At 62.8% G+C, this 21,028-nt stretch carries 19 protein-coding genes; 11 read left to right on the forward strand and 8 right to left on the reverse strand.

The genetic code is table 11. The features are described from left to right. Positions 1-37: 37 nt before the first annotated feature. From QSJ80_RS01155 to pilG, 3 genes are all read right to left on the reverse strand, one after another. Positions 38-598, reverse strand: coding sequence for a chemotaxis protein CheW (locus QSJ80_RS01155; RefSeq protein ID WP_285762432.1), 561 nt, complete (start codon positions 596-598; stop codon positions 38-40). Continuing rightward, positions 599-961, reverse strand: coding sequence for a twitching motility response regulator PilH (gene pilH / locus QSJ80_RS01160; protein ID WP_285762433.1), 363 nt, complete (start codon positions 959-961; stop codon positions 599-601). It lies immediately after the preceding gene. Between the two features lie 91 nt (positions 962-1,052). Further along, the gene (gene pilG, locus QSJ80_RS01165) at positions 1,053-1,448 is read right to left on the reverse strand and encodes a twitching motility response regulator PilG (RefSeq protein WP_285762434.1); all 396 of its coding nucleotides are present in this window, start codon (positions 1,446-1,448) and stop codon (positions 1,053-1,055) included. Positions 1,449-1,682: 234 nt separating this feature from the next. Here pilG and gshB point away from each other — a divergent pair, with 234 nt between their 5' ends. From gshB to QSJ80_RS01215, 10 genes are all read left to right on the forward strand, one after another. After that, a complete protein-coding gene (gene gshB / locus QSJ80_RS01170; protein ID WP_285762435.1) occupies positions 1,683-2,639 on the forward strand; it encodes a glutathione synthase in 957 nt (318 codons plus the stop codon). 98 nt (positions 2,640-2,737) lie between these two features. Next, complete coding sequence (locus QSJ80_RS01175; RefSeq protein ID WP_285762436.1) at positions 2,738-3,634, forward strand: energy transducer TonB; 897 nt, start codon at positions 2,738-2,740, stop codon at positions 3,632-3,634. Positions 3,635-3,703: 69 nt separating this feature from the next. Further along, positions 3,704-4,285: a YqgE/AlgH family protein gene (locus QSJ80_RS01180; protein ID WP_285762437.1), complete on the forward strand. Its 582-nt coding sequence runs from the start codon at positions 3,704-3,706 to the stop codon at positions 4,283-4,285. Then, positions 4,286-4,714: a Holliday junction resolvase RuvX gene (gene ruvX / locus QSJ80_RS01185; protein WP_285762438.1), complete on the forward strand. Its 429-nt coding sequence runs from the start codon at positions 4,286-4,288 to the stop codon at positions 4,712-4,714. It abuts the gene before it with no gap. 51 nt (positions 4,715-4,765) lie between these two features. Then, positions 4,766-5,695, forward strand: coding sequence for a hydroxymethylbilane synthase (gene hemC / locus QSJ80_RS01190; RefSeq protein ID WP_285762439.1), 930 nt, complete (start codon positions 4,766-4,768; stop codon positions 5,693-5,695). 1 nt (position 5,696) lies between these two features. Continuing rightward, the gene (locus QSJ80_RS01195; protein ID WP_285762440.1) at positions 5,697-6,476 is read left to right on the forward strand and encodes a uroporphyrinogen-III synthase; all 780 of its coding nucleotides are present in this window, start codon (positions 5,697-5,699) and stop codon (positions 6,474-6,476) included. A 191-nt stretch (positions 6,477-6,667) separates the two neighbouring features. Beyond that, positions 6,668-8,200 carry a uroporphyrinogen-III C-methyltransferase gene (locus QSJ80_RS01200; protein ID WP_285762441.1) on the forward strand — a complete coding sequence of 511 codons (1,533 nt, stop codon included), beginning with the start codon at positions 6,668-6,670 and terminating at the stop codon, positions 8,198-8,200. Then, positions 8,197-9,411: a heme biosynthesis HemY N-terminal domain-containing protein gene (locus QSJ80_RS01205; protein ID WP_285762442.1), complete on the forward strand. Its 1,215-nt coding sequence runs from the start codon at positions 8,197-8,199 to the stop codon at positions 9,409-9,411. Before QSJ80_RS01200 ends, QSJ80_RS01205 begins: the two co-directional genes overlap by 4 nt. A gap of 464 nt (positions 9,412-9,875) precedes the next feature. Continuing rightward, positions 9,876-12,128 (forward strand): TonB-dependent receptor, encoded by a 2,253-nt coding sequence (locus QSJ80_RS01210; RefSeq protein ID WP_285762443.1) that lies wholly within the window; start codon positions 9,876-9,878, stop codon positions 12,126-12,128. A gap of 58 nt (positions 12,129-12,186) precedes the next feature. Beyond that, complete coding sequence (locus QSJ80_RS01215) at positions 12,187-13,641, forward strand: tetratricopeptide repeat-containing sulfotransferase family protein (RefSeq protein WP_285762882.1); 1,455 nt, start codon at positions 12,187-12,189, stop codon at positions 13,639-13,641. A gap of 27 nt (positions 13,642-13,668) precedes the next feature. Here the strand turns inward: QSJ80_RS01215 and ubiD are convergent, their stop codons facing one another. The 4 genes from ubiD to trxA all read right to left on the reverse strand — a co-directional run bounded on the left by ubiD (position 13,669) and on the right by trxA (position 17,541). Then, positions 13,669-15,138, reverse strand: a complete 1,470-nt coding sequence (ubiD, locus tag QSJ80_RS01220) for a 4-hydroxy-3-polyprenylbenzoate decarboxylase (RefSeq protein WP_285762444.1) — start codon at positions 15,136-15,138, stop codon at positions 13,669-13,671. 128 nt (positions 15,139-15,266) lie between these two features. After that, positions 15,267-15,536, reverse strand: a complete 270-nt coding sequence (gene rbp, locus QSJ80_RS01225; protein ID WP_285762445.1) for an RNA-binding regulator — start codon at positions 15,534-15,536, stop codon at positions 15,267-15,269. A 155-nt stretch (positions 15,537-15,691) separates the two neighbouring features. Next, positions 15,692-16,951, reverse strand: a complete 1,260-nt coding sequence (rho, locus tag QSJ80_RS01230; protein ID WP_285762446.1) for a transcription termination factor Rho — start codon at positions 16,949-16,951, stop codon at positions 15,692-15,694. A gap of 260 nt (positions 16,952-17,211) precedes the next feature. Further along, entirely contained in the window at positions 17,212-17,541 is a 330-nt protein-coding gene (trxA, locus tag QSJ80_RS01235; RefSeq protein WP_285762447.1) for a thioredoxin TrxA, read from the reverse strand. 190 nt (positions 17,542-17,731) lie between these two features. Between trxA and QSJ80_RS01240 the strand changes: the two genes are divergently transcribed. Continuing rightward, a complete protein-coding gene (locus QSJ80_RS01240; RefSeq protein ID WP_285762448.1) occupies positions 17,732-19,885 on the forward strand; it encodes a dihydrolipoyl dehydrogenase family protein in 2,154 nt (717 codons plus the stop codon). Here QSJ80_RS01240 and hemW read toward each other — a convergent pair. Further along, complete coding sequence (hemW, locus tag QSJ80_RS01245) at positions 19,882-21,027, reverse strand: radical SAM family heme chaperone HemW (protein WP_285762449.1); 1,146 nt, start codon at positions 21,025-21,027, stop codon at positions 19,882-19,884. The genes QSJ80_RS01240 and hemW overlap by 4 nt on opposite strands. Between the last annotated feature and the right edge of the window lies 1 nt (position 21,028).

Raw genomic sequence — 21,028 nt, forward strand, 5'->3', positions numbered from 1 at the left:
CTGGGTGGACTGACAAATCTAAAAAGGGCGCGGCCACCTAGCGGGCGGCAGCGTCCATAAAATCGGTATTTTCCAGCAGGGCCGGCATATCGAATACCAGCCAACGCCCCTGCTGCAGGTTGAACTGCCCGTGCACCAACGATGCATAGGGGGCATTCAGGCCCTCTGGCGCGTGATCACCGAACTCCACGGCGAGGTGCTGCATGCCGAACACCTCGTCGACCACCAGCCCTGCGTAAACCTTGTCCTTTTCCACTACGAGCACCCTGCGGCGCTGCCGCTGGCCCTGCAGGCGACCGCCGAAAAAAGCGGCGAGGTCAAACAGCGGCAGCAGGCGGCCACGCACATTGGCGACGCCGAGCACCCACGGTTTCACACCGGGAATAAAGGTATGGGAAGGGACTTCGAGGAGTTCCGCAACATCTTCCAGGGCAATCAGGAACTTCTCGCCCAGCAGGCTGAAACCCACACCACTCCAGTAGGGCTTGATTTCCTGTTGCGCGGGAAGCCCCGCAGCCTGGGCGCGGGCGCGGCTGGCAAGGCCAGCCAGCATCTGATAGGGCGTTTGGGCAGTCTGCACTTTATCGGGCTGCGGCACTTAGGCCAGCACCTCCTCGATGGTGCCCAACAGCTGACGCTCGTCCACCGGCTTGGTGAGATACGCCTTGGCGCCCTGACGCAAGCCCCAGACCCGGTCTGTATCCTGGTCCTTGGTGGTAACGATAATGATCGGGATGGCGGAAGTGCTGTCACCCTTACTCAACTGGCGCGTGGCCTGAAACCCGTTCAGGCCCGGCATGACGATATCCATCAGGATCACGTCCGGCCTTTCCTGGCGCGCCACCTCGACACCATCCTCTCCGGTGGGCGCGGTGATCACCGCATGGCCGTTCTTCTCCAGGAGAGAGGTCAGTTTATAAGTTTCAGTCGGAGAATCATCAACGATCAGAACCCGAGCCATAAACACCCCATTATTGGTCAAGTTGTCAATGGCGGCACTCGATTATCCGCAATGCGGCGCCGCCTGTTTTTATGGTTTTTATTCGCGGCCTTTATGCGGCGTGGGTGGGCTTGGTGTGCGAGGAGATCGCACCCAGCAGCTCACTCTTGCTGAAAGGCTTGGTCAAATACTGGTCACAACCCACAACGCGGCCCTTCGCCTTGTCGAACAGGCCATCCTTGCTCGACAGCATTACCACCGGCGTGGAGCGGAACTCACTGTTGTTCTTGATCAGCGCACAGGTCTGGTAGCCATCAAGGCGCGGCATCATGATATCGACAAAGATGATATCCGGCCGGGAGTCGGCAATCTTGGCCAGCGCGTCGAAGCCGTCGGTCGCAGTCACCACGGTACAGCCCGCCTTTTGCAGCAGCGTTTCAGCCGTGCGACGGATGGTCTTGCTGTCATCGATCACCATGACAGTCAGGCTTTCCCAGTTGATGTCCATAACTATTACATATCCCCTTATAAATTATTTTTACCAACCACTGACGGGGCCGCTTCCTCAGTCCTGATGCCGGACTGCACGCTATTTTGCTTTATCAGACAACTTGTACCACAGAAGCTAGGGTGAATCCAGACGTCACACGGCAATGGCGGGCGCGGCGAACAGCACCGGAAGTTGCGGATTGGCCCGTGAGATCTTACCTTTGCGCTGCAAAGCAACTTTCGGGACACCGGCATGGGTCACACACTTGGGGTCGTCATGGACCCCATCAGCAAGATCAATTTTAAGAAAGACACCACGCTCGCGCTGTTACAGGCCGCACAGCGCGAGGGGTACTCGCTCAAGTATTTCGAACAGCACGACCTGTTCCTGCAGGATGGCCGGGCCATGGGGCGCGGCCGCGCGCTGCAGGTGTTTGACGACCCCGAGCGCTGGTACAGCCTCGGCGACGTCGAAACCCGGCGCCTCGGGGAGCTGGACGCGATCCTGATGCGTGTCGACCCGCCGTTCGACAACGAGTACATCTACAGCACCTATATCCTGGAAGCCGCCGAGCGCGACGGCGCCCTGGTGGTGAACAAGCCGCAGTCCCTGCGCGACTGCAACGAGAAGATCTTTGCCACCTCCTTCCCGCAGTGCTGCCCGCCGCTGATCGTGAGCCGCGATGCGGATCTGCTGCGTGAGTTCCACCGCGACCACGGCGACGTCATATTCAAGCCGCTCGACGGCATGGGTGGTGCCGGCATCTTCCGCTGCAAGGGCGACGACCCCAACATCGGGGTCATCCTGGAAACCCTGACCAACCATGGCCAACAGCAGATCATGGGGCAGAAATTCCTGCCGGAAATCCGCGATGGTGACAAGCGCATCCTGGTGGTCGACGGCGAGCCAGTCCCTTATTGCCTGGCGCGCATCCCCCAGGGCGGCGAGACCAGGGGCAACCTGGCGGCGGGCGGCCGCGGTGAGGCACGGCCATTGTCCGAACGCGACCTGTGGATTGCACGCGAGGTCGCTCCCGTTTTGAAGGAAAAAGGGTTACTCTTTGTCGGCCTGGACGTCATCGGCGACTACCTGACCGAAGTGAACGTCACCAGCCCGACCTGCGTCAGGGAGATCGATGCCGCCTTCGGGACCGATATCGGGGGCCTTTTGCTGCGGGCGATCACAGAAAGGCTGGCGCAAAAAGCCTAGACTGTCGGCCCGGCCGGAACCGGCCGGGCACGCAGGCACCACTGCCAGCACAAAGAACAATAAAAGCCGGATCAGTTGAAGTACCGCCGAGCAGAGTTATGACACACCCCCAAGACACCGCGCACAATGATCGCTTCGTGTTCGCCCTGTTTCTGGCGGGCGCCTTTCATGCGGCGGTCATCCTCGGCGTCACCTTCAAGCTTCCGGAGGTGAGCAAGTCCTCCCCGACCCTCGAGGTCACCCTGGCCCAGCACAGCGTGGCCGAAGCCCAGCAGGACGCGGACTACCTGGCCCAGCACAACCAGGAGGCCAGCGGTACTGCAGAGGACCCGCGGGAGCTGTCCACCACACGGCGCGCCGAGATCGCCGACACCCAGATCCGTGAAATCAACCCCGCGCCACAGCAGATGGCGTCACGCCAGGCAGACAATCGCGTCCAGCTGGTGACTACCACCGGTGAATCGGAGCGCAACGCGCCGGAAATGCCCGCCGAGGACCGCCCCAGTGAGGAACAGCAGGGCGACGCCGCCCAGGACCTGCTGCTGATGAACCCGGAGATCGCCAGCCTGCAGGCTCGCCTCGACAAGATCCGCCAGAATATTGCCCAGCGCCCGCGGGTACGACGCCTCACCTCGGTCGCGACCCGTGCCTCGGCGGACGCCGCCTACCTGCACGCCTGGCGCGAGAAAATCGAGTCTGTGGGCAACGAGAACTTCCCGAAAGAAGCCCTGCAGCGCAGCATTACCGGCAAACTGCGCCTGCTGGTGCGCCTGCTGCCGAACGGCGCGGTGGAGGAAATCACCGTCCTGGAGTCTTCCGGGCAGCGTATTTTTGACGACGCCGCGCGGCAGATCGTGCGCCTCGCGGCCCCTTTCCAGCCATTCCCGAAGGAAATCCGCAAGGACACCGATCGCCTGGAAATCATCCGCACCTGGCACTTCCAGACCACCGGCCTCGTCACCGCCGCGGCACGGGCCGAATCCGGGCGCGGCTGAAGCGTCACCCTTCATCTTTAATTCCGGCGGCCGGTTGTACTGCCGGCAAATGCACCCAATACTAGGTTCATGCCCACCAATATCGACCACGACCTCACCCACGGAAACCTGCGCGGCCAGTTCCTGCTGGCGATGCCCGCCATGGAAGACCCGAATTTCCGCCAGTCGGTGACTTTTGTCTGCGACCACTCGGAAGACGGCGCCATGGGGATCGTGGTCAACCTGCCCACCAATGTGACCTGGCGCGATATCTTCCAGCAGCTGGACCTGCAGGATGCCAGCCAGCGCGGCGAGGAGATCGTGATGGCCGGTGGCCCGGTCGGCACCGAGCGCGGGTTCGTGCTGCACGGCACCGGCATGAAATTCGATTCGACCCTGGAGGTCTCCAGCGAAATCAGCCTCACCGCATCCAAGGACATCCTCGAGTCACTGGCCGCCGGACGCGGCCCCGATGACGTACTCGTTGCCCTTGGCTACGCTGGCTGGGGTCCGGGCCAGCTGGAAGCGGAGATTCGCGAGAACTCCTGGCTGACCCTGCCGGCAGAACCGGAAATCCTGTTCGCGACCCCCACCGAAAAGCGTCTCGAAGCGGCAGCCAGCCGCTTTGGCATCAACCTCTCCAGCCTCACAAGCGGCAGCGGAAACGCCTGAATGGCCCGCAGCGCACTGGCCTTTGACTACGGCCTCAAGAATATCGGCGTGGCCAGCGGCCAGACCATTACCGGCACCGCCACGGAGCTGGCACCACTGCCCGCCCGAGACGGGGTGCCCGACTGGGACCAGGTGAGCGCACTGCTGCGCGAATGGCAGCCGCAGGTCCTGGTGGTGGGGCTGCCGCTCAATATGGACGGCACAGAAAGCGAGCTGAGCGCCCGCGCGCGCAAGTTCGGCAACCGCCTGCACGGCCGCTTCGGGCTGGAGGTGATATTCGTCGATGAGCGCCTCTCCACCCGCGCCGCCAAGGAAGAAGCCGCCGAACGCGGCCATCGCGGTAATTACGCCAGCAGCCCGGTGGACTCTATCGCCGCACGTATCGTGCTGGAGGACTGGTTACGCGCCAACAGCGACCATTCGGGTTGAGCGTCGCAAACTGGTATCATCCGCGCACTTTTACCAGCCAGCAGGACAACCATGCCCCGCAAGACCCTAACGATTGCCACCCGCCAGAGCGCCCTTGCCCTGTGGCAGGCAAACTTCGTCAAGGACGAACTGGAACGTATCCACCCCGGGCTGTCCGTCACCCTGCTGCCGATGGTCAGTCGCGGCGACAAGATTCTCGACGTCCCCCTGGCGAAAGTGGGCGGCAAGGGTCTGTTCGTCAAGGAACTGGAACAGGCGCTGCTGGACGAACGCGCCGACATCGCCGTGCATTCCATGAAGGACGTGCCGATGGAGTTCCCGGAGGGCCTTGGCCTCAGTGTGATCTGCGAGCGTGAGGATCCGCGCGACGCCTTCGTCAGCAACCGTTTCGAGTCGCTCGCGGACCTGCCCGCCGGCTCTGTGCTCGGCACCTCCAGCCTGCGCCGGCAGTGCCAGCTGCTGGAAGCGCGACCGGACCTGGAAGTGCGCTTCCTGCGCGGCAACGTCAATACGCGCCTGGCCAAGCTGGATGCCGGCGAATACGACGCCATCATCCTCGCCGCGGCCGGCCTGGTACGGCTCGGCATGGGCGACCGCATCCGCACCGCTATCGAGCCTGAGACCTGCCTGCCCGCCGGCGGCCAGGGCGCCGTCGGCATCGAGTGCCGGGTGCTGGATCACGACACCCACGCGCTGCTCGAGCCGCTACAGCACCAGCGCACAGCACAGGCCGTGCTGGCAGAGAGGGCCATGAACCGGCGCCTCGAGGGCGGCTGCCAGGTACCAATCGGCTGCTTTGCGATCCACCAGGGCGAGGACCTGTGGCTGCGCGGGCTGGTCGGCGCCATCGACGGCAGCCGCATCCTGCGCGATGAAATCCGCGGTCCTGCCAGTGATGCCGAAACCCTCGGCACCACCCTGGCCGAGCGCCTGCTGGCCGCCGGTGCGGGAGAGATCCTCAGGGAAGTCTACGGTCAGTAACGTGCAGCTCAGCGGCAAGCGCATTCTCTCAACCCGCCCGCAGGACGCCCACTGCAGTTGGGCCAGCTGCCTGCAGGCGCGCGGCGCACAGGTCGACTGCATCCCGATGCTGGAAATAACCCGGCTTGAGGGTGACGCCGCCGAGCAAAGCATCAAGCCTTATATCCTCGACCTGGATCGCTACGACGCAGTGATTTTCGTGTCGCGCAATGCGGTTGCCTGCGGCATGGGCTGGGTCGACCGTTACTGGCCGCAACTGCCCGCCGGCCAGCGCTATTATGCGATTGGCAGCGCCACCGCCGAGGCGCTGCAGGCCTGGGACATCGAGGCGCGCAGCGCTGACGCCATGAACAGCGAAGCACTGCTGGCGCTGGAGGATTTCCATTGCCCGGACGGACAGCGCATCCTCGTCATGCGCGGTCGCGGCGGGCGACCCACACTGCAGGAGGTACTCGAGGCGCGGGGTGCACAGGTGGACCTGTGCGAGCTTTACCAGCGCACCCGCCCCGCCTCCGCGCCTGCGGCGCTGGCCGATTACCCCCACAACCCCGACGCCATTAGTGTGCACAGCGGCGAAACCCTTTCCAACCTCGGGAGCACCCTGGCGGCGCTGCCACAGGGGCGCCGCGATCAACTTATGGCGACACCGCTGCTGGTGCCCGGCAGCCGGGTCGCCGGGCTGGCCCGGGCGGCCGGGTTCAGCAGGGTCATAGAGGCGAATAACGCCAGCGCCGGGTCGATGCTCGAGGCGCTGGAGCGCTGGGCGGCCGGCGGCGAATAAATCCCCGGGCACCAACCGGGGACCAACCGGGGACCAACCGCCGCCCCCAAAGGAAAAAAGTTTCCCTCGCCAACCATACTCCAGTACCGGTTTTTAACCGGGGCGCCCGGCGAGCACATTCGTTTGGGTTTAGCGCTATAATTCGACGACATTCCCCATGTAATTCTCCAACCAGCGGCGACCGCAGCGGCATGACTAACGACAAAACAAAAAAAGATGCATCCCGACAGCCGACCGAAGCCGGCGACAGCAGCGCAAAGCCTGCGTCTGGCTTTGCCGCGGCGGACCAGAAAAATACGCCGGGCGCCGACCCGAAAAGCCCTGGCACCGGGACGGGCAAAGCCGCGGGCAAGAAAGACAAGTCCGGCGGCAAGGCCACCGGTGACACCAAGAGCGGCGGTCTCGGCTGGATCCTGCTGCTTGCAATCATCGCTGCAGGCTCCTGGTTCGCGTGGCAGTACTGGCCACAACTGAAGACCTACATCCCGATTTCCGGCTTCAGCACTTCACCGGAGCCCGAGCGAAATGCGGAGCCGGTAACCGCCGCCCGGTCCGGGCAGCCCGACGCCACAAGCGTCGAAGCAGAACCCGAGCCCGAATCCGAACCACAGCCGGAAGCCCGGGCCGCCACCCGGCCTGAAACCCAGACCGAATCCCCCACCCGCAGCGATGCCGGGTCTGCGACTGCCGCTGATTCCAGCGTGTCACAACCCGCAACCCAGCCCGCAACGCCGCCCGCAACGCCGCCCGCAACGCAAGCCGCTGCGGCGCCGGCGTTCGACAGCAGCGCGCTGGAAGCGGCAGATGCTGAACTGCAGAAAAACATCAGCGGGCTGCGCGAAGAACTCGAGGGCGTGGGCCGGCGCCAGGGCGTCCAGGATGAACAGTTCGGTAACCTGGAGCGCAAGTTCGGGCAGATGCAGAAATTGCTCGATGCCCAGACCAGCCGCATCCAGGCCATGGGCAATGTGACCCGAGAGGACTGGCAACTGGCGGAAGCCAACTACCTGCTGCGCCTTGCCAGCCAGAGGCTGCAGATGGAGCGCAATGCCGAAGGCGCACTCGGCCTGGTCACCAGCGCCGACAGGATCCTCAAGGAACTGGACATGCACGGCCTGTTCGCCACGCGCGAACAGCTTGCGCGCGACATAGCCGCACTCAAGCTGACCGAGAATGTCGATCGCGAGGGCATCTACCTGGCGCTGCGCGCACTCGAGCAGGCGTTTGCGCAGCTGCCGCTGCAGCCGCAGTTTGAACTGGAAAAACAGGCCGGTCCCGATTCGGAGACAGAGGCTGTGGGCATGGCCAGGCTCGAAGCCAGCCTCGAGGATTTTCGCGGTTTCCTCAAGGATGCCATCCGTATCCGCGAAGGTGCGGTCGACCCGGTACTGCTTGCACCGGAAAGCGAGGCGCGCGTCCGCCAGGCCCTGCGCATGCAGATAGAACAGGCGCAACTGGCCCTGTTGCGCGGCGAAAGCAAGATCTACCTGGATGCCCTGCAGCAGGCGAGCAAGCTACTGGGTGACTATGCCCCCGCCGGCAAGCAACGCGATGTGCTGCTGGAATCATTGCAGGAACTGTCCCAGCGCAATATCGAGCAGACACTGCCGGATATCGGCGGCTCGCTCGAGTCGCTGCAGGATTTCATTTACCAGATGCAGCGTCTCGAGCCTTCTTCTCCGCGCAATGGCAGCAACAGCGGCGATAGCGAGGACGGCGCATGAAACGATTCCTGTTCGCCATCCTGTGCTTTTTCCTGTTCGGGGCATTCCTGCTTGAAATGATCCGCAGCTATCCCGGTTACCTGCTGATTTCCGTGGCCGGCAAGCGCATCGAGATGAACCTCTGGGTCGGGCTGGTGGCATTGCTGCTGGCAGTACTCACCATCTTTTTCGCGATCTGGCTGATCCGCAGCATTGGCAAGATGCTCGGTACCGGTTTCAGCTCGGTCAAGTTCGGGCGCCGCCGGGTCGCACGCCGGCGCATGAACAACGGCCTGGTGGAATTTATGGAGGGCAACTGGTCCCGCGCCAAGCGCCACCTGCTGAAAAGCGCCTCACGCTCCGAAGCACCGGTGATCAATTACCTGGCCGCGGCACGCAGCGCGTTCGAACTCGGCAACCGGGACGAGGCCAATCGCCTGCTGGCCAAGGCAGAAGCCAGTCCCGGCGACCCCGCGCTTGCCGTGGCACTCAGCCAGGCACGCATGCAACTGGCAGAAAAGCACTACGAGCAGTGTATCGCCACACTGGAGCGGGCCAAGCAGCTCGAGCCGAAGCACCCGGCCCTGCTGCAGATGCTGATGCAGTCCTACCTGCAGCTGGGCGACTGGCAGCACCTGCGCGAACTGTTACCGGACCTGTCGAAGCACGGCAACCTGCCGCCCGGCGAACTCGAGGCGCTCGAGTTCAGTATTTACCGCGAGCTGCTCCGGGAAGCGGGTGCCAGGGGCAATGCGGAAAAACTGCGCAGTTTCTGGCAGGGCCTCAGTGGCCGCTGGACCAAGAATCTCGAACTGCGCAGCCTGTACGCGGACCTTTTGCACGGGGCCGGCGAAGACGTACAGGCAGAGAAAGAGAACCGCTGGATCCTCGACAAGGAGTGGCGCGATGACCGCGTTACCGCCTACGGCCTGCTCACCGGTGCCGATCCCGCGAAACAGCAGACCATTGCGGAAGGCTGGCTACGCGACCGTCCGGACAACCCCGCACTGCTGACCACACTCGGGCGCATCAGCCTGCGCAACCAGCTCTGGGGCAAGGCGCGGCAGTATTTTGACAAGAGCCTGCTGTTACGTGCCGACGCAACCACCTCCGCGGAACTCGCGCGGCTGCTGGAAGCCATGGGCGAGCAGCAGGACAGTGCGCGACAGTACCGCGACGGCCTCATGCAGGCCGTGCAGGATCTCCCGGACCTGCCCCTGCCAAAAGCCTGACTCCCGGCAATCGGGCAACCCGGAAGCGCGTGCCACTTACGCGCTCCCGTCGATTGCAGTAAAAACGTTCACATGAATTACCAGAAACCCATTCAGCTCGCGTACAAAGTCGCAGTCGGTCAGCCCCTGTACCGACGATCCTGCGATTTTCATCTCAGCGAGTGGTTCGACAATTGAGTTAACCGCTATCGCGTTTAGATAGTGGCTTGCCGGTAATTTCCTTTCCGCCTGCCCAGACCCCAATGAAGTAAAAAACGGCAGGTACGGTATCCAGCTTTTTCGATTTTCATCACTTTCTCCCTATTCCTTCAGGGTGCTGGCCCGGGTTTTGCGTATTTGCAAACCTTCGCGCCGTGGCGACCAGCGGTTTCATCCGCCCGGCCCTTGCTCGGTTACCCAAAGGGGCGTTCGGGGAATCAACGCTTTCCAACGCTTACGAAAACAAGGAGTCAAAAGGTAACCCTATGACCAAGCACAACAAGAAACTGATCGCGATCGCAATCGCCGCGGCCAGCGCCTCGCCGCTGGCCCTGCAAGCCCAGGAAACCGGCGAGCCATCCGCCGCCCTGGAAGAGGTGACGGTGACCGCCAGCCGCCGTGCCGAGTCCATCCAGGAAATCCCCTACAACATCACCGCAGTCACCGGCGAAGCGATCCAGAACATGGGCGCCGATGACTTGGGCAAGATGTCGCAGTTCATCCCGGGCATGCAGATGATCGACTCCGGCGCGCGCAGCACCGGCCTCGTTACCCTGCGCGGCATGAATGTCGGCGGCCTGCAGGCGGCCGAAAACCAGGGCGGCAGCGACATCATTTCCCGCTACGTCAACGACACCCCGCTGCTGATCGACTTCAAACTGGTGGACATCGAGCGCGTCGAAGTACTGCGCGGTCCGCAGGGCACCCTGTACGGGCGCGGCGCCATGGGCGGCACCCTGCGCTACATTCTCAACAAGCCCAGCACCGAAGCGGTTGAAGGTTCCGTAACCACCGAGCTGTACCAGAACAGCGAGAGCGACGGCCTGTCTTCCGACGTCACCGGCATTCTCAACCTGCCGCTGTCTGACGCCCTCGCCCTGCGCGTTTCCGCCAACATGGTCGACGATGCCGGTTATGTGGATTACGTGAACGTGCTGACCGAGCCGGGCGTCAGCAACGCCAGCCGGGTGGTTGAGGACAGCAACACCGAGGAAACCACTTCTGTGCGCGCCGCGCTGCGCTGGGAGCCGACCGACGACTTCCACGCGCAGTTCAGCTACTACCTGCAGGACCAGCAGGCCGGCGGTCGCAACGCGGTTAACCAGGCATTCACCGGCGACAAGTTCAGCTCCCCGCTGCGCTACCTGGAGGTGCGCGATAACCGCGACGACCTGTACAACGTCGAGTTCGGCTGGAATACGGAAGCAGTAGAGATTTTCTCCACCACCTCCATCGCGCGCTACGAGGGTGAGGGCAACCGCGACCAGACCGACCTGCTGTGTGTCGGCATCTGGCCGGGCTACTGTGACTTCCCCGAGTTCTCCGCCTACACCCTGGAAGAGGACGAGGAAGAAGCCTTCGTCCATGAGACCCGCTTCCTGTCCACCGATGCCAACTCGCCCGAGTGGCTCGACTGGATTGCCGGTGTTTACTTCGAGGAAAACGAGGGCACAGGTTCCTCCCGTGAATTCACCCCGGGCTACCAGGGCTGGGCCGGTATCGATACCGGTTACGGCGAAGTGGAATACTGGGCCTACAGCGGCAGCACCTTTGAGGAGCGCGCGGTATTCGGTGAAGCCACTTTCCACCCGAGCGAGCAGCTGCAGGTGACCGTGGGTGCGCGTTACTTCGAGCAGACCGAGGACATCGGCTACGACTGCACCGTACTGCCGGTCTACTGGTACTGGACCCGCGACGAGGTCACGCCGGAGTGTGACTCCGGCAAGTCCGAAATCGACGACACCGTATTCAAGCTGAACGCCGCCTACAACTTCACCGATGACGTGATGCTGTATGCAACCGCAGCCGAAGGCTTCCGTCGCGGCGGCACCAATATCGGCCCGCAGCTGCTGGACAGCGAAAAGGCCTTTACCTCGGACTCCGCGGTGAACTACGAGCTGGGCTGGCACACCACCCTGGCAGACGGTCGCGTGATCTTCAACGGTGCCATCTTCCGCATCGACTGGAAGGACCTGCAGGTGCCGGCCAAGTCCGAGCTGGCAGCGATCAACATCACCGGCAACGCCCGCCAAGGCCAGATCGACGGCATCGAGCTGTCCACCCAGGCCGCAGTAACCGACAGCCTCGGCATCAATGCCTGGCTGACCTACTACGACCACGGCCTCAAAGGTGACGCGCCGGAAATCGGCGGCTTCGACGGCGACGCCTTCCCGGGTGTGCCCAACCTGCAGGCCAACGTGGCCGTGGATTACGCGGTGGAAGTGCCGGTGGGCGAGCTGACCCTGCGCGGCAACGCCTACTACAAGGACGAGATCCAGACGCGCCTGAACAGCCTCGGCAGCTTCAACGACAACGAGGAACTGGACAGCTACGCCCTGTTCAACCTGTCTGCCGACTACCGCCTGGACAACTGGCGCGCGTCGCTGTTTGCCGACAACCTCACCAACGAGTACTACTACGTGGGTGGCCGCAGTGCCCGCCGCTACGGCGAGCGTGGTCAGTTCCACTACGTGGGCCTGCCGCGCGCCATCGGTGCCAGCGTGTCCTACGAGTTCTGATTTCAGATCTCGTTGAAATCTCAAGCGCGACCGCAAGCAGCCGGATGCGCATCTGGTACTGGGTCTCGCCGCAGCAGAGGCGGGCAAACTGGATATAGCGCTACGCGCTTTTGACACAGTGCTCGGTATAGACCCGCAACGTCACGATGCACGTATCCAGCGCGCCCGCTGCCTGGTGCAGGCGGGCAATCACGCAGAGGCAGAACAGGAGGCAGACCTGTGCCGGGGCGCCGTACAGGACAAACCCAAATTACTGGACCTGCTTGCCACCGTTTACAGTCATATCGGTAAGCAGGAGAAGGCGGAGCCACTGGCGCGCCGGGCGTCTGAGCTCGCCCCCGCGGACCTGGCGATCCTGTCCAATGCTGCGGCGATCCAGCTGTTTGTCGGCGAAGACCAGCGCGCAGCCGGCAACCTGACACGCACCCTGCAACTGGCGCCACAGCACTACCGCAGCCACTGGCAGCTATCCAAAGCACGGCGGGCGGCAGACGAGCACCACTGCGAGCAAATGGAAACCCTGCTCGCGGACCCGGCCTGCGCCGATGACGGCCGCGTTTACCTGCATTACGCGCTGGGCAAGGAGTACGAGGACCTGCAGCAGTGGCAGCGCGCCTGGGAACACTATCGCGACGGTACCGCACTGCAGCGCAACCGTATCCGGTATTCTGCCGATGATGGCGAGGCCCTGTTCGAGTGCCTCAAGCACACCTTCGATCGGCAATGGTTTGAGGAAACGATGGAAGCGGGGGGCAGTGCGCAGGGCCGCACACAGGACTCGCCCATTTTTATCCTCGGCCTGCCCCGCTCCGGCTCGACCCTGGTGGAGCGGATCATCGGCAGCCACTCACAGGTGCAGGCCCTCGGTGAACTGCCGCAGTGGCCGCTGGCAGTGAAGCGCCTGGCCCGGGTGCGCGCGCCCGGGCTGTTCCGACCCGATATCGTCACCGGTGCCGCGGCCCTCGCGCCACAGCAGTTCGCGGAGCGATATCGCGCAGAAATTGGCTTCCTGCGTGATGGCAGCCCCTTTTTCAGTGACAAGCTGCCGGACAATTTCCTTTACCTGCCGCTGCTGGCGAAAGCCTTTCCCGACGCGCGCATGGTGCATGTGCACCGCAACCCGATGGACAGCTGCTTTGCGATGTTCAAGCAACTGTTTGCCGACGCCCACCCCTATTCCTATTCACAGCAGGAGCTGGCCGACTATTACGCTGGCTACCGCCAGCTGATGGACCAGTGGCGCTCGCTACTCGGCGATCGCCTGGTGGAAGTGGATTACGATGCGCTGGTGCAGCAACAGGAGACCCAGACCCGGCAACTGCTGGAGCGACTGGGGCTGCCCTTCGAAGAGGCCTGCCTGGCATTTCACCGCACACCGGGCGCGGCCGCCACCGCCAGCGCCGCGCAGGTACGCCAGCCGATGCATAACCGTTCCGTCGGTCGCTGGCGCCAGTTCGAGGCGGGCCTGGCGCCGCTGCGGCAGGCCCTGGCGGCACGCGGACTGGATGTCTGAACCTGATCCGGCAGTAAAGTCCGGACGCTAGGGGTCGAGCCCGAGGGAATCCCAGATCGCGTCCACTTTCGCCACCACTTCCGGGTCTTTCTCAATCGGCTCGCCCCATTCACGCGTGGTCTCGCCCGGCCACTTGTTGGTGGCATCGAAGCCGATTTTTGAGCCGAGGCCCGACACCGGTGAGGCGAAGTCGAGGTAATCGATCGGGGTATTGTCCACCATCACCGTGTCCCGGGCGGGATCCATGCGCGTGGTCATGGCCCAGATCACATCCTTCCAGTCGCGCGCGTTGACGTCATCGTCAGTCACGATCACGAACTTGGTGTACATGAACTGGCGCAGGAACGACCAGACCCCCATCATCACCCGCTTGGCGTGGCCGGCGTACTGCTTCTTGATGGTGACCACCGCCAGGCGATAAGAGCAACCTTCCGGCGGCAGGTAGAAATCCTGGATCTCGGGGAACTGTTTCTGCAGGATCGGCACAAACACCTCATTCAACGCCTCACCTAGTACCGCCGGTTCATCCGGCGGACGCCCGGTATAGGTGCTGTGATAGATCGGATCCTTACGATGGGTGATGCGCTCCACGGTAAATACCGGGAAGCGATCCACCTCGTTGTAGTAGCCGGTATGGTCACCGAACGGGCCCTCGTCCGCCTCGTCGCCGGGATACAGGAACCCCTCCAGCACGTACTCGGCCGAGGCAGGCACCTGCAGGTCACTGAGCTGCGCCCGGGTAACCTCGGTCTTGCCACCGCGCAGCAGTCCGGCAAACGCGTATTCAGACAGGGTATCGGGCACCGGGGTAACGGCGCCGAGGATAGTGGCCGGGTCCGCGCCCAGGGCCACCGCCACCGGGAACGGCTCACCCGGGTTCTGCTGGCACCACTCACGGTAGTCCAGCGCACCACCACGGTGCGACAGCCAGCGCATGATCAGGCGGTTCTTGCCGATTTTCTGCATGCGGTAGATGCCGAGATTCTGGCGCGGCTTGTGCGGCCCGCGGGTAATCACCAGCGGCCAGGTCACCAGTGGTGCTGCATCGCCGGGCCAGCAGGTCTGGATGGGCAACCGATCCAGGTCCACCGCGTCCTTTTCGATCACCACTTTCTGGCAGGGAGCGCGGCTGACTTCCTTCGGCCCCATATTCAGCACCTGCTTGAAGATCGGCAGCTTCTCCCAGGCGTCGCGCATGCCGGCCGGTGGTTCCGGCTCTTTCAGGAAGGCCAGCAGCTTGCCCACCTCGCGCAGCGCAGCGACGTTATCCTGGCCCATGCCGAGGGCGACGCGCTCGGGCGTGCCAAACAGGTTGGCCAGTACCGGCGTGTCGAAGCCCACCGGGTTTTCGAACAACAGTGCGGGGCCACCCGCGCGCAGCACGCGGTCGCAGATTTCCGTCATCTCCAGAATGGGGTCGACGGGCCGGTCAATACGTTTCAGCAGGCCGCGCTTTTCCAGCAGCGCAATAAAATCGCGCAGGTCAGCATATTTCATACAGGGACTTCCGTAGATTACGGAGCAAGAGTGTGCAGGCTGCGGAGCCTGGGAGCAACTTTTTGCGAGGGACGCAGGGAGCGGGGAGGGGAAGGGGGAAGCCGGGGCGGAAAGCCCCGGCCAGAAACTCAGTAGCGCGGGCGACGAGGACGATCTTCGCGCGGCTTAGCTTCGTTTACGCGGATGTTACGGCCGCCGATGGATTGTTCGTTCATTTTTTCGATGGCTTCGCGCGCAGCGTTGTCATCAGGCATTTCAACAAAACCAAAACCCTTGGAGCGACCGGTTTCACGATCCATGATCACATTTGCACGTGATACTTCTCCAAATGCGCCGAAGGCCTCAGACAGATCTTCAGAAGTAACGCTGTAGGCAAGGTTTCCAATATAAATATTCACTTAAGCTCTCACAAAATAACGCAGGTCCACCAGTTACCGGAACCAATACCGGCCGGCTCCCCGCTTCGAAAAAGAAACGCCACACATTGGTGTGGCGTTAAGGATAGTTGCAGATCAGCCCCGGGCTGTCTACCGAAAATTGTGCAATTTGGCGACTATTTGCGCTTCATCGACATAAAGAATTCGTCGTTGGTCTTCACGTCCTTGAGTTTGTCGACCAGAAATTCAGTTGCGTTCACATCTTCCATATCGTGCAGCAGCTTGCGCAGGATCCACACGCGCTGCAGCTCGCCTTCCGGCATCAGCAGGTCTTCACGGCGGGTACCGGAGCGGCGCACATTAATGGCCGGGTAGACACGCTTCTCCGCGATCTTGCGGTCCAGGTGCAGTTCCATGTTACCGGTGCCCTTGAACTCCTCGTAGATCACCTCGTCCATCTTGGACCCGGTATCCACCAGCGCAGTGGCCACAATGGAGAGGCTGCCGCCCTCCTCGATATTGCGCGCTGCACCAAAGAAGCGCTTGGGGCGCTCCAGCGCATGGGCATCCACACCACCGGTCAGTACCTTGCCCGAAGACGGTACGGTGGTGTTGTAGGCGCGCGCGAGGCGGGTAATGGAGTCCAGCAGGATGATCACGTCTTTCTTGTGCTCGACCAGGCGCTTGGCCTTCTCGATCACCATCTCCGCCACCTGCACGTGGCGCGCCGGCGGCTCATCGAAGGTCGAGGCCACCACTTCGCCGCGGACGGAGCGCTGCATCTCGGTCACTTCTTCCGGGCGCTCATCAATCAGCAGCACGATCAGGTGGCACTCGGGGTTGTTGCGGGTAATCGCCTGCGCCACATTCTGCATCATGATGGTCTTACCGGCCTTGGGCGGCGCCACGATCAGGCCGCGCTGGCCCTTGCCGATGGGGGCCACCAGGTCGATGATACGGCCGGTCAGGTCCTCGGAGGAGCCGTTACCGCACTCCAGCACCAGGCGATTGTCCGGGAACAGCGGCGTCAGGTTCTCGAACAGGATCTTGTTGCGCGCGTTTTCCGGCTTGTCGAAGTTGATCTCGTTGACTTTCAGCAGCGCGAAATAGCGCTCCCCTTCCTTCGGCGGGCGGATCTTGCCGGCAATGGAATCGCCGGTGCGCAGGTTGAAGCGGCGGATCTGGCTCGGCGATACATAGATATCATCCGGGCCGGCCAGGTAGGAGGAATCTGCCGAACGCAGGAAACCGAAACCGTCCTGCAGGATCTCCAGCACACCATCGCCGTAAATATCCTCACCACTCTTGGCATGGCGCTTGAGGATATTGAAGATGATGTCCTGCTTGCGGGAACGGGCAACGTTCTCCAGGCCCATTTCCTTGGCGATCTCAATCAACTCTTCAATGGGCTTGGTTTTCAGTTCGGAAAGATTCATAGGGTTACTTTATTGATTTTGCTGCTTTGAATAGCGCGATCGCGCCGGCTTTCAGAAGAGGTTGGTTAGGCACGCAATTGCCGCTGCACCTGAGCAATGAATGATGGCAATCATTGATGATTAAGCCTGGAGCATTTGCCGGGATTAAAAGGGGCAGGGCCCATGCGGGCTAGACGAAAACTTGTTGAATTAACAGGAGTATAACGGGGGAAACCGATACTGCAAAGCCAATTTACCATTGGCTTTGCAGCGGTGCGGGATCAGATCTGGCCGTCGATGAACTCGGTCAGCTGGGCGCGGGACAATGCGCCGACTTTCATGCCCTCGACATTGCCGCCCTTGAACAGCAGCAGGGTCGGGATACCGCGCACATTGTACTTGGCAGCGGCCTGCTTGTTGGCATCCACGTCCACTTTGCAGATCTTCAGTTTACCGGCATAGGTGCCGGCCAGGTCGTCCAGAACCGGCGCAATCATCTTGCACGGACCACACCAGGTCGCCCAGAAGTCCACCAGTACCGGGACATCGGATTTCAGGACTTCAGCTTCAAATTCTGCGTCGGTTACATTTACGATCGCGTCGTGGCTCATAATTCTGTTCTCTCTTCGGTTGCGCGGCGGCTGCTTGCACCGCGAAGGCGGCAGCCATGATAATGATTGCGCAATTGCGGTGGCAAGCCCGCCGTTGGGAACGGCCGGTCGCAAACTTGCACCGCGCGCTGTTCCCTGAAATGGGGCCACCAGCCCCGCAATTCAAGCTTTGCGCGGAATCTCGTCGAAAATGCTATCAAAAAGAGCGATCCTGCTGCTAACCATCGCGTTAGCGCTGCTCCTTGGAGCCTTCCTGCTGGCCCAGCCAGAGGCCCTGTCACCCCAGCGGCTGCGCGATATCTACCAACAACAACCGCTCGCCAGTGCCGCGGGATACTTTGCCCTGTACCTGCTGGTAGCGGCGCTGGCGCTGCCCGGCGCCGCGATTATGACCATGGCCGGCGGTGCCATTTTCGGCTTCTGGACCGGCCTGCTACTGGTTTCCTTCGCGAGCAGCATTGGCGCCACCCTGGCTTTCCTGCTGGCGCGTACCGTCGCACGCGACTGGGTCGCAAAGCGATTTGCCGGCCCGCTGGCAAAAATCAACGCCGGCATCGAGCGCGAGGGGGCCTTCTACCTGTTCAGCCTGCGGCTGATCCCGCTCATTCCATTTTTTGCCATCAACCTGGCCTTTGGCCTCACCCGCATGCCCACGCGTACTTTCTACTGGGTAAGCCAGCTGGGTATGCTGGCGGGTACCGCGGTATTCGTGAATGCCGGGCATCAGATCGGCAATATCGAACAGCTGAACGCCGCCGGCATTCTCACCTGGCAGCTCTGGGGCGCCTTTGCCCTGCTGGCAATATTTCCCTACCTGGCGCGGTGGCTGTTGCGCCTGCTGGAACTGCCACTGACTGGCTGGTGGCGCGGTCGCCGCGCCTATCGTGGCTGGAGCAAGCCGGCGGCCTTTGATTACAACCTGCTGGTGATCGGCGCCGGCAGCGCCGGGCTGGTCAGCGCCTATATCGCCGCGGCACTCAAGGCGAAAGTCGGCCTGGTGGAGCGGTATGCCATGGGCGGCGACTGCCTCAATACCGGCTGTGTGCCATCCAAGGCCCTGCTGGCTGCGGCAAAGGCCGCTCAGCACGCGCGCGAGGCCGATCGCTTCGGCGTCCGCACCGGCACGGTCGAAGTGGACTTCAACGCAGTCATGACGCATGTCCGCCAGGCGATCCGCCAGATTGAGCCGCACGATTCAGTCGAGCGCTTCGAAGGGTTGGGTGTACGCTGCCTGCAGGGCGACGCGACCCTGACCTCACCGTGGACGGTATCGGTCGACGGCCGCGAGATCAGCGCCCGCGCCATCATCCTCGCCACTGGCGGGAGGCCGCATGTACCGGACATTCCCGGCCTGGATACGGTCGATTTCCTTACCAGTGACAGCGTGTGGTCGCTCTCGGCGCTGCCCCGGCGCCTGCTGGTGGTGGGCGGCGGCCCGATCGGCTGCGAACTGGCGCAGGCATTTGCACGGCTCGGCAGCGAGGTGACGCTCGCGGTGCGCGGGGAACGCCTGTTACCGCGGGAAGACACCCGCGCCAGTGCGTTGCTGGAGGCGCAAATGGAAGCCGAAGGTGTGCGCATCCTGCGCGGGCAGCAACCGACCCGGGCGAGCGCCAACGCCATGCAGTTCGATTGTGGTGGCAGCGCAAACACGGTGGAGTTTGACCGCCTGCTACTGGCCACCGGGCGCGAGGCGGCGACCGACAAGCTGGGGCTGGAGGCACTTGGTATCACTACCGATGCGCGCGGGTTTGTGCAGGTGGATGCGGCGCTGCGCACGCGCTTCCCGAATATTCTGGCCGCCGGGGACGTGGCGGGCCCCTACCTCTTCACCCATATGGCCGCGCACCAGGCCTACTACGCCTGCACCAATGCGCTGTTCGGCCCGCTGCGGGCAACGCCGGTGGACTACAGCGCCGTGCCCTGGGCAACGTTTACTGAGCCGGAAGTCGCGCGGGTGGGCCTGAGCGAAGCCGATGCCAACGCCCAGGGTATTGCTTTCGAGGTCACCGCCTACGACCTGGAGGATCACGATCGCGCCATTGCCGACGGCTGCGCAAGCGGTTTCGTGAAAGTCCTCACCCGCGCCGGCAGCGACCGTATCCTCGGCGCGACGATAGTGGGCAACGGTGCCAGCGAAATCATCGGCACGCTGGTGTTCGCCATGACCCACGGCATGGGCCTCAAGAAAATCATGGCCACCACGCATATCTATCCCACCTATGCGGAGGCGAGCAAATTTGCGGCCGGAGAATGGATGAAAGCGCGCAAGCCCGAGCGCGCGCTGGGCCTGCTGCAGAAATATTTCCGCCGCGTCAGGGGCAGTACCAGGCAAGAGGGTTAGAGGTACCGGGTCAGCATCTCGTCGACGAAATCAAAGCCCTCCGGTGTGGCCGCCAGGCGTTCGCTGCCGGCAACCGCCAGTCCCTGCGCCTGCAGCTGCCGCCACTGGGGCTCCAGCGCAGACAGCGGCAGGCCGGTGGCACTCGGAAAAAGCTTCGCCGGCACCCCGTCAACAAGGCGCAGTGCATTCATCAGGAATTCGAGTGGCCGCTCCTTTTCACTGACCAGCTTGAGCTCCGGCAGGTGCATACTGGCAGAAAGGTAATGGCGCGGGTGGCGGGTGCGCTGGGTGCGGCCGACCCGGTTACCGTCCGGTAGCGTGATCTTGCCATGCGCACCGGCGCCCACACCGATGTAATCGCCAAACGACCAGTAGTTGATATTGTGCCGCGCGCGCTGACCCGGCTGGGCGTAGGCGGAAATCTCGTAACGCGGATACCCGGCTTCAGCCAGGCGCGCGCGGCCGGTGGCCTGCATCTCGATCACCCGCTCGTCCGCGGGCACCTTCGGCGGATGCCGGTAAAATTCCGTATTCGGCTCGATGGTGAGCTGGTACCAGGATATATGCGGTACACCCAGCGCAATCGCCGTATCCAGGTCCCGCAGCGCATCCACAGTGGACTGGCCCGGCAGCGCATGCATCAGGTCGAGGTTGATATTGTCGAAGCCGGCCTCGCGCGCAACGCCCACAGCCACCCGCGCTTCGTCGGAAGAGTGGATGCGGCCGAGGTTACTGAGCTGCAGCGGATCGAAGCTCTGCACCCCGATCGACAGGCGATTGACGCCCGCCGCGCGGTAGCCGGAAAACTTTTCCTGCTCGAAGGTGCCGGGGTTGGCCTCAAGGGTGATCTCGATATCCGCGGCAAAGCCGAATGTGCGTTCCGCAGTTTGCAGGATCTGCGCGATGGCGGCGGCGGAAAACAGGCTGGGTGTACCACCGCCGAAAAAAATCGTCTGCAGGTGGCGACCCTGCGCCCAGCCGGCCTGGCTCTGCATGTCCGCCGCCAGCTGCTCTACATAGTCCTGTTCGGGAATGGAGTGATCGCCCACTCCGTGTGAGTTGAAATCACAGTAGGGACATTTGCGCACGCACCACGGCAGGTGAATATAGAGCCCGAGAGGCGGTAACTCGAGATGGGTCACT

This window comes from Biformimicrobium ophioploci, from assembly GCF_030270605.1.
GTDB classification, from domain to species: domain Bacteria; phylum Pseudomonadota; class Gammaproteobacteria; order Pseudomonadales; family Cellvibrionaceae; genus Biformimicrobium; species Biformimicrobium ophioploci.

Excerpts from the sequence above, each read along its gene's own strand:
- pilG (WP_285762434.1), bottom strand. The coding sequence starts at position 1,448 with ATGGACATCAACTGGGAAAGCCTGACTGTCATGGTGATCGATGACAGC.
- pilH (WP_285762433.1), bottom strand. The coding sequence starts at position 961 with ATGGCTCGGGTTCTGATCGTTGATGATTCTCCGACTGAAACTTATAAA.
- rho (WP_285762446.1), bottom strand. The coding sequence starts at position 16,951 with ATGAATCTTTCCGAACTGAAAACCAAGCCCATTGAAGAGTTGATTGAG.
- QSJ80_RS01200 (WP_285762441.1), top strand. The coding sequence starts at position 6,668 with ATGACTAACGACAAAACAAAAAAAGATGCATCCCGACAGCCGACCGAA.
- trxA (WP_285762447.1), bottom strand. The coding sequence starts at position 17,541 with ATGAGCCACGACGCGATCGTAAATGTAACCGACGCAGAATTTGAAGCT.
- ruvX (WP_285762438.1), top strand. The coding sequence starts at position 4,286 with ATGGCCCGCAGCGCACTGGCCTTTGACTACGGCCTCAAGAATATCGGC.
- QSJ80_RS01175 (WP_285762436.1), top strand. The coding sequence starts at position 2,738 with ATGACACACCCCCAAGACACCGCGCACAATGATCGCTTCGTGTTCGCC.
- gshB (WP_285762435.1), top strand. The coding sequence starts at position 1,683 with ATGGGTCACACACTTGGGGTCGTCATGGACCCCATCAGCAAGATCAAT.
- ubiD (WP_285762444.1), bottom strand. The coding sequence starts at position 15,138 with ATGAAATATGCTGACCTGCGCGATTTTATTGCGCTGCTGGAAAAGCGC.
- QSJ80_RS01240 (WP_285762448.1), top strand. The coding sequence starts at position 17,732 with ATGCTATCAAAAAGAGCGATCCTGCTGCTAACCATCGCGTTAGCGCTG.
- QSJ80_RS01180 (WP_285762437.1), top strand. The coding sequence starts at position 3,704 with ATGCCCACCAATATCGACCACGACCTCACCCACGGAAACCTGCGCGGC.
- QSJ80_RS01210 (WP_285762443.1), top strand. The coding sequence starts at position 9,876 with ATGACCAAGCACAACAAGAAACTGATCGCGATCGCAATCGCCGCGGCC.
- QSJ80_RS01205 (WP_285762442.1), top strand. The coding sequence starts at position 8,197 with ATGAAACGATTCCTGTTCGCCATCCTGTGCTTTTTCCTGTTCGGGGCA.
- hemC (WP_285762439.1), top strand. The coding sequence starts at position 4,766 with ATGCCCCGCAAGACCCTAACGATTGCCACCCGCCAGAGCGCCCTTGCC.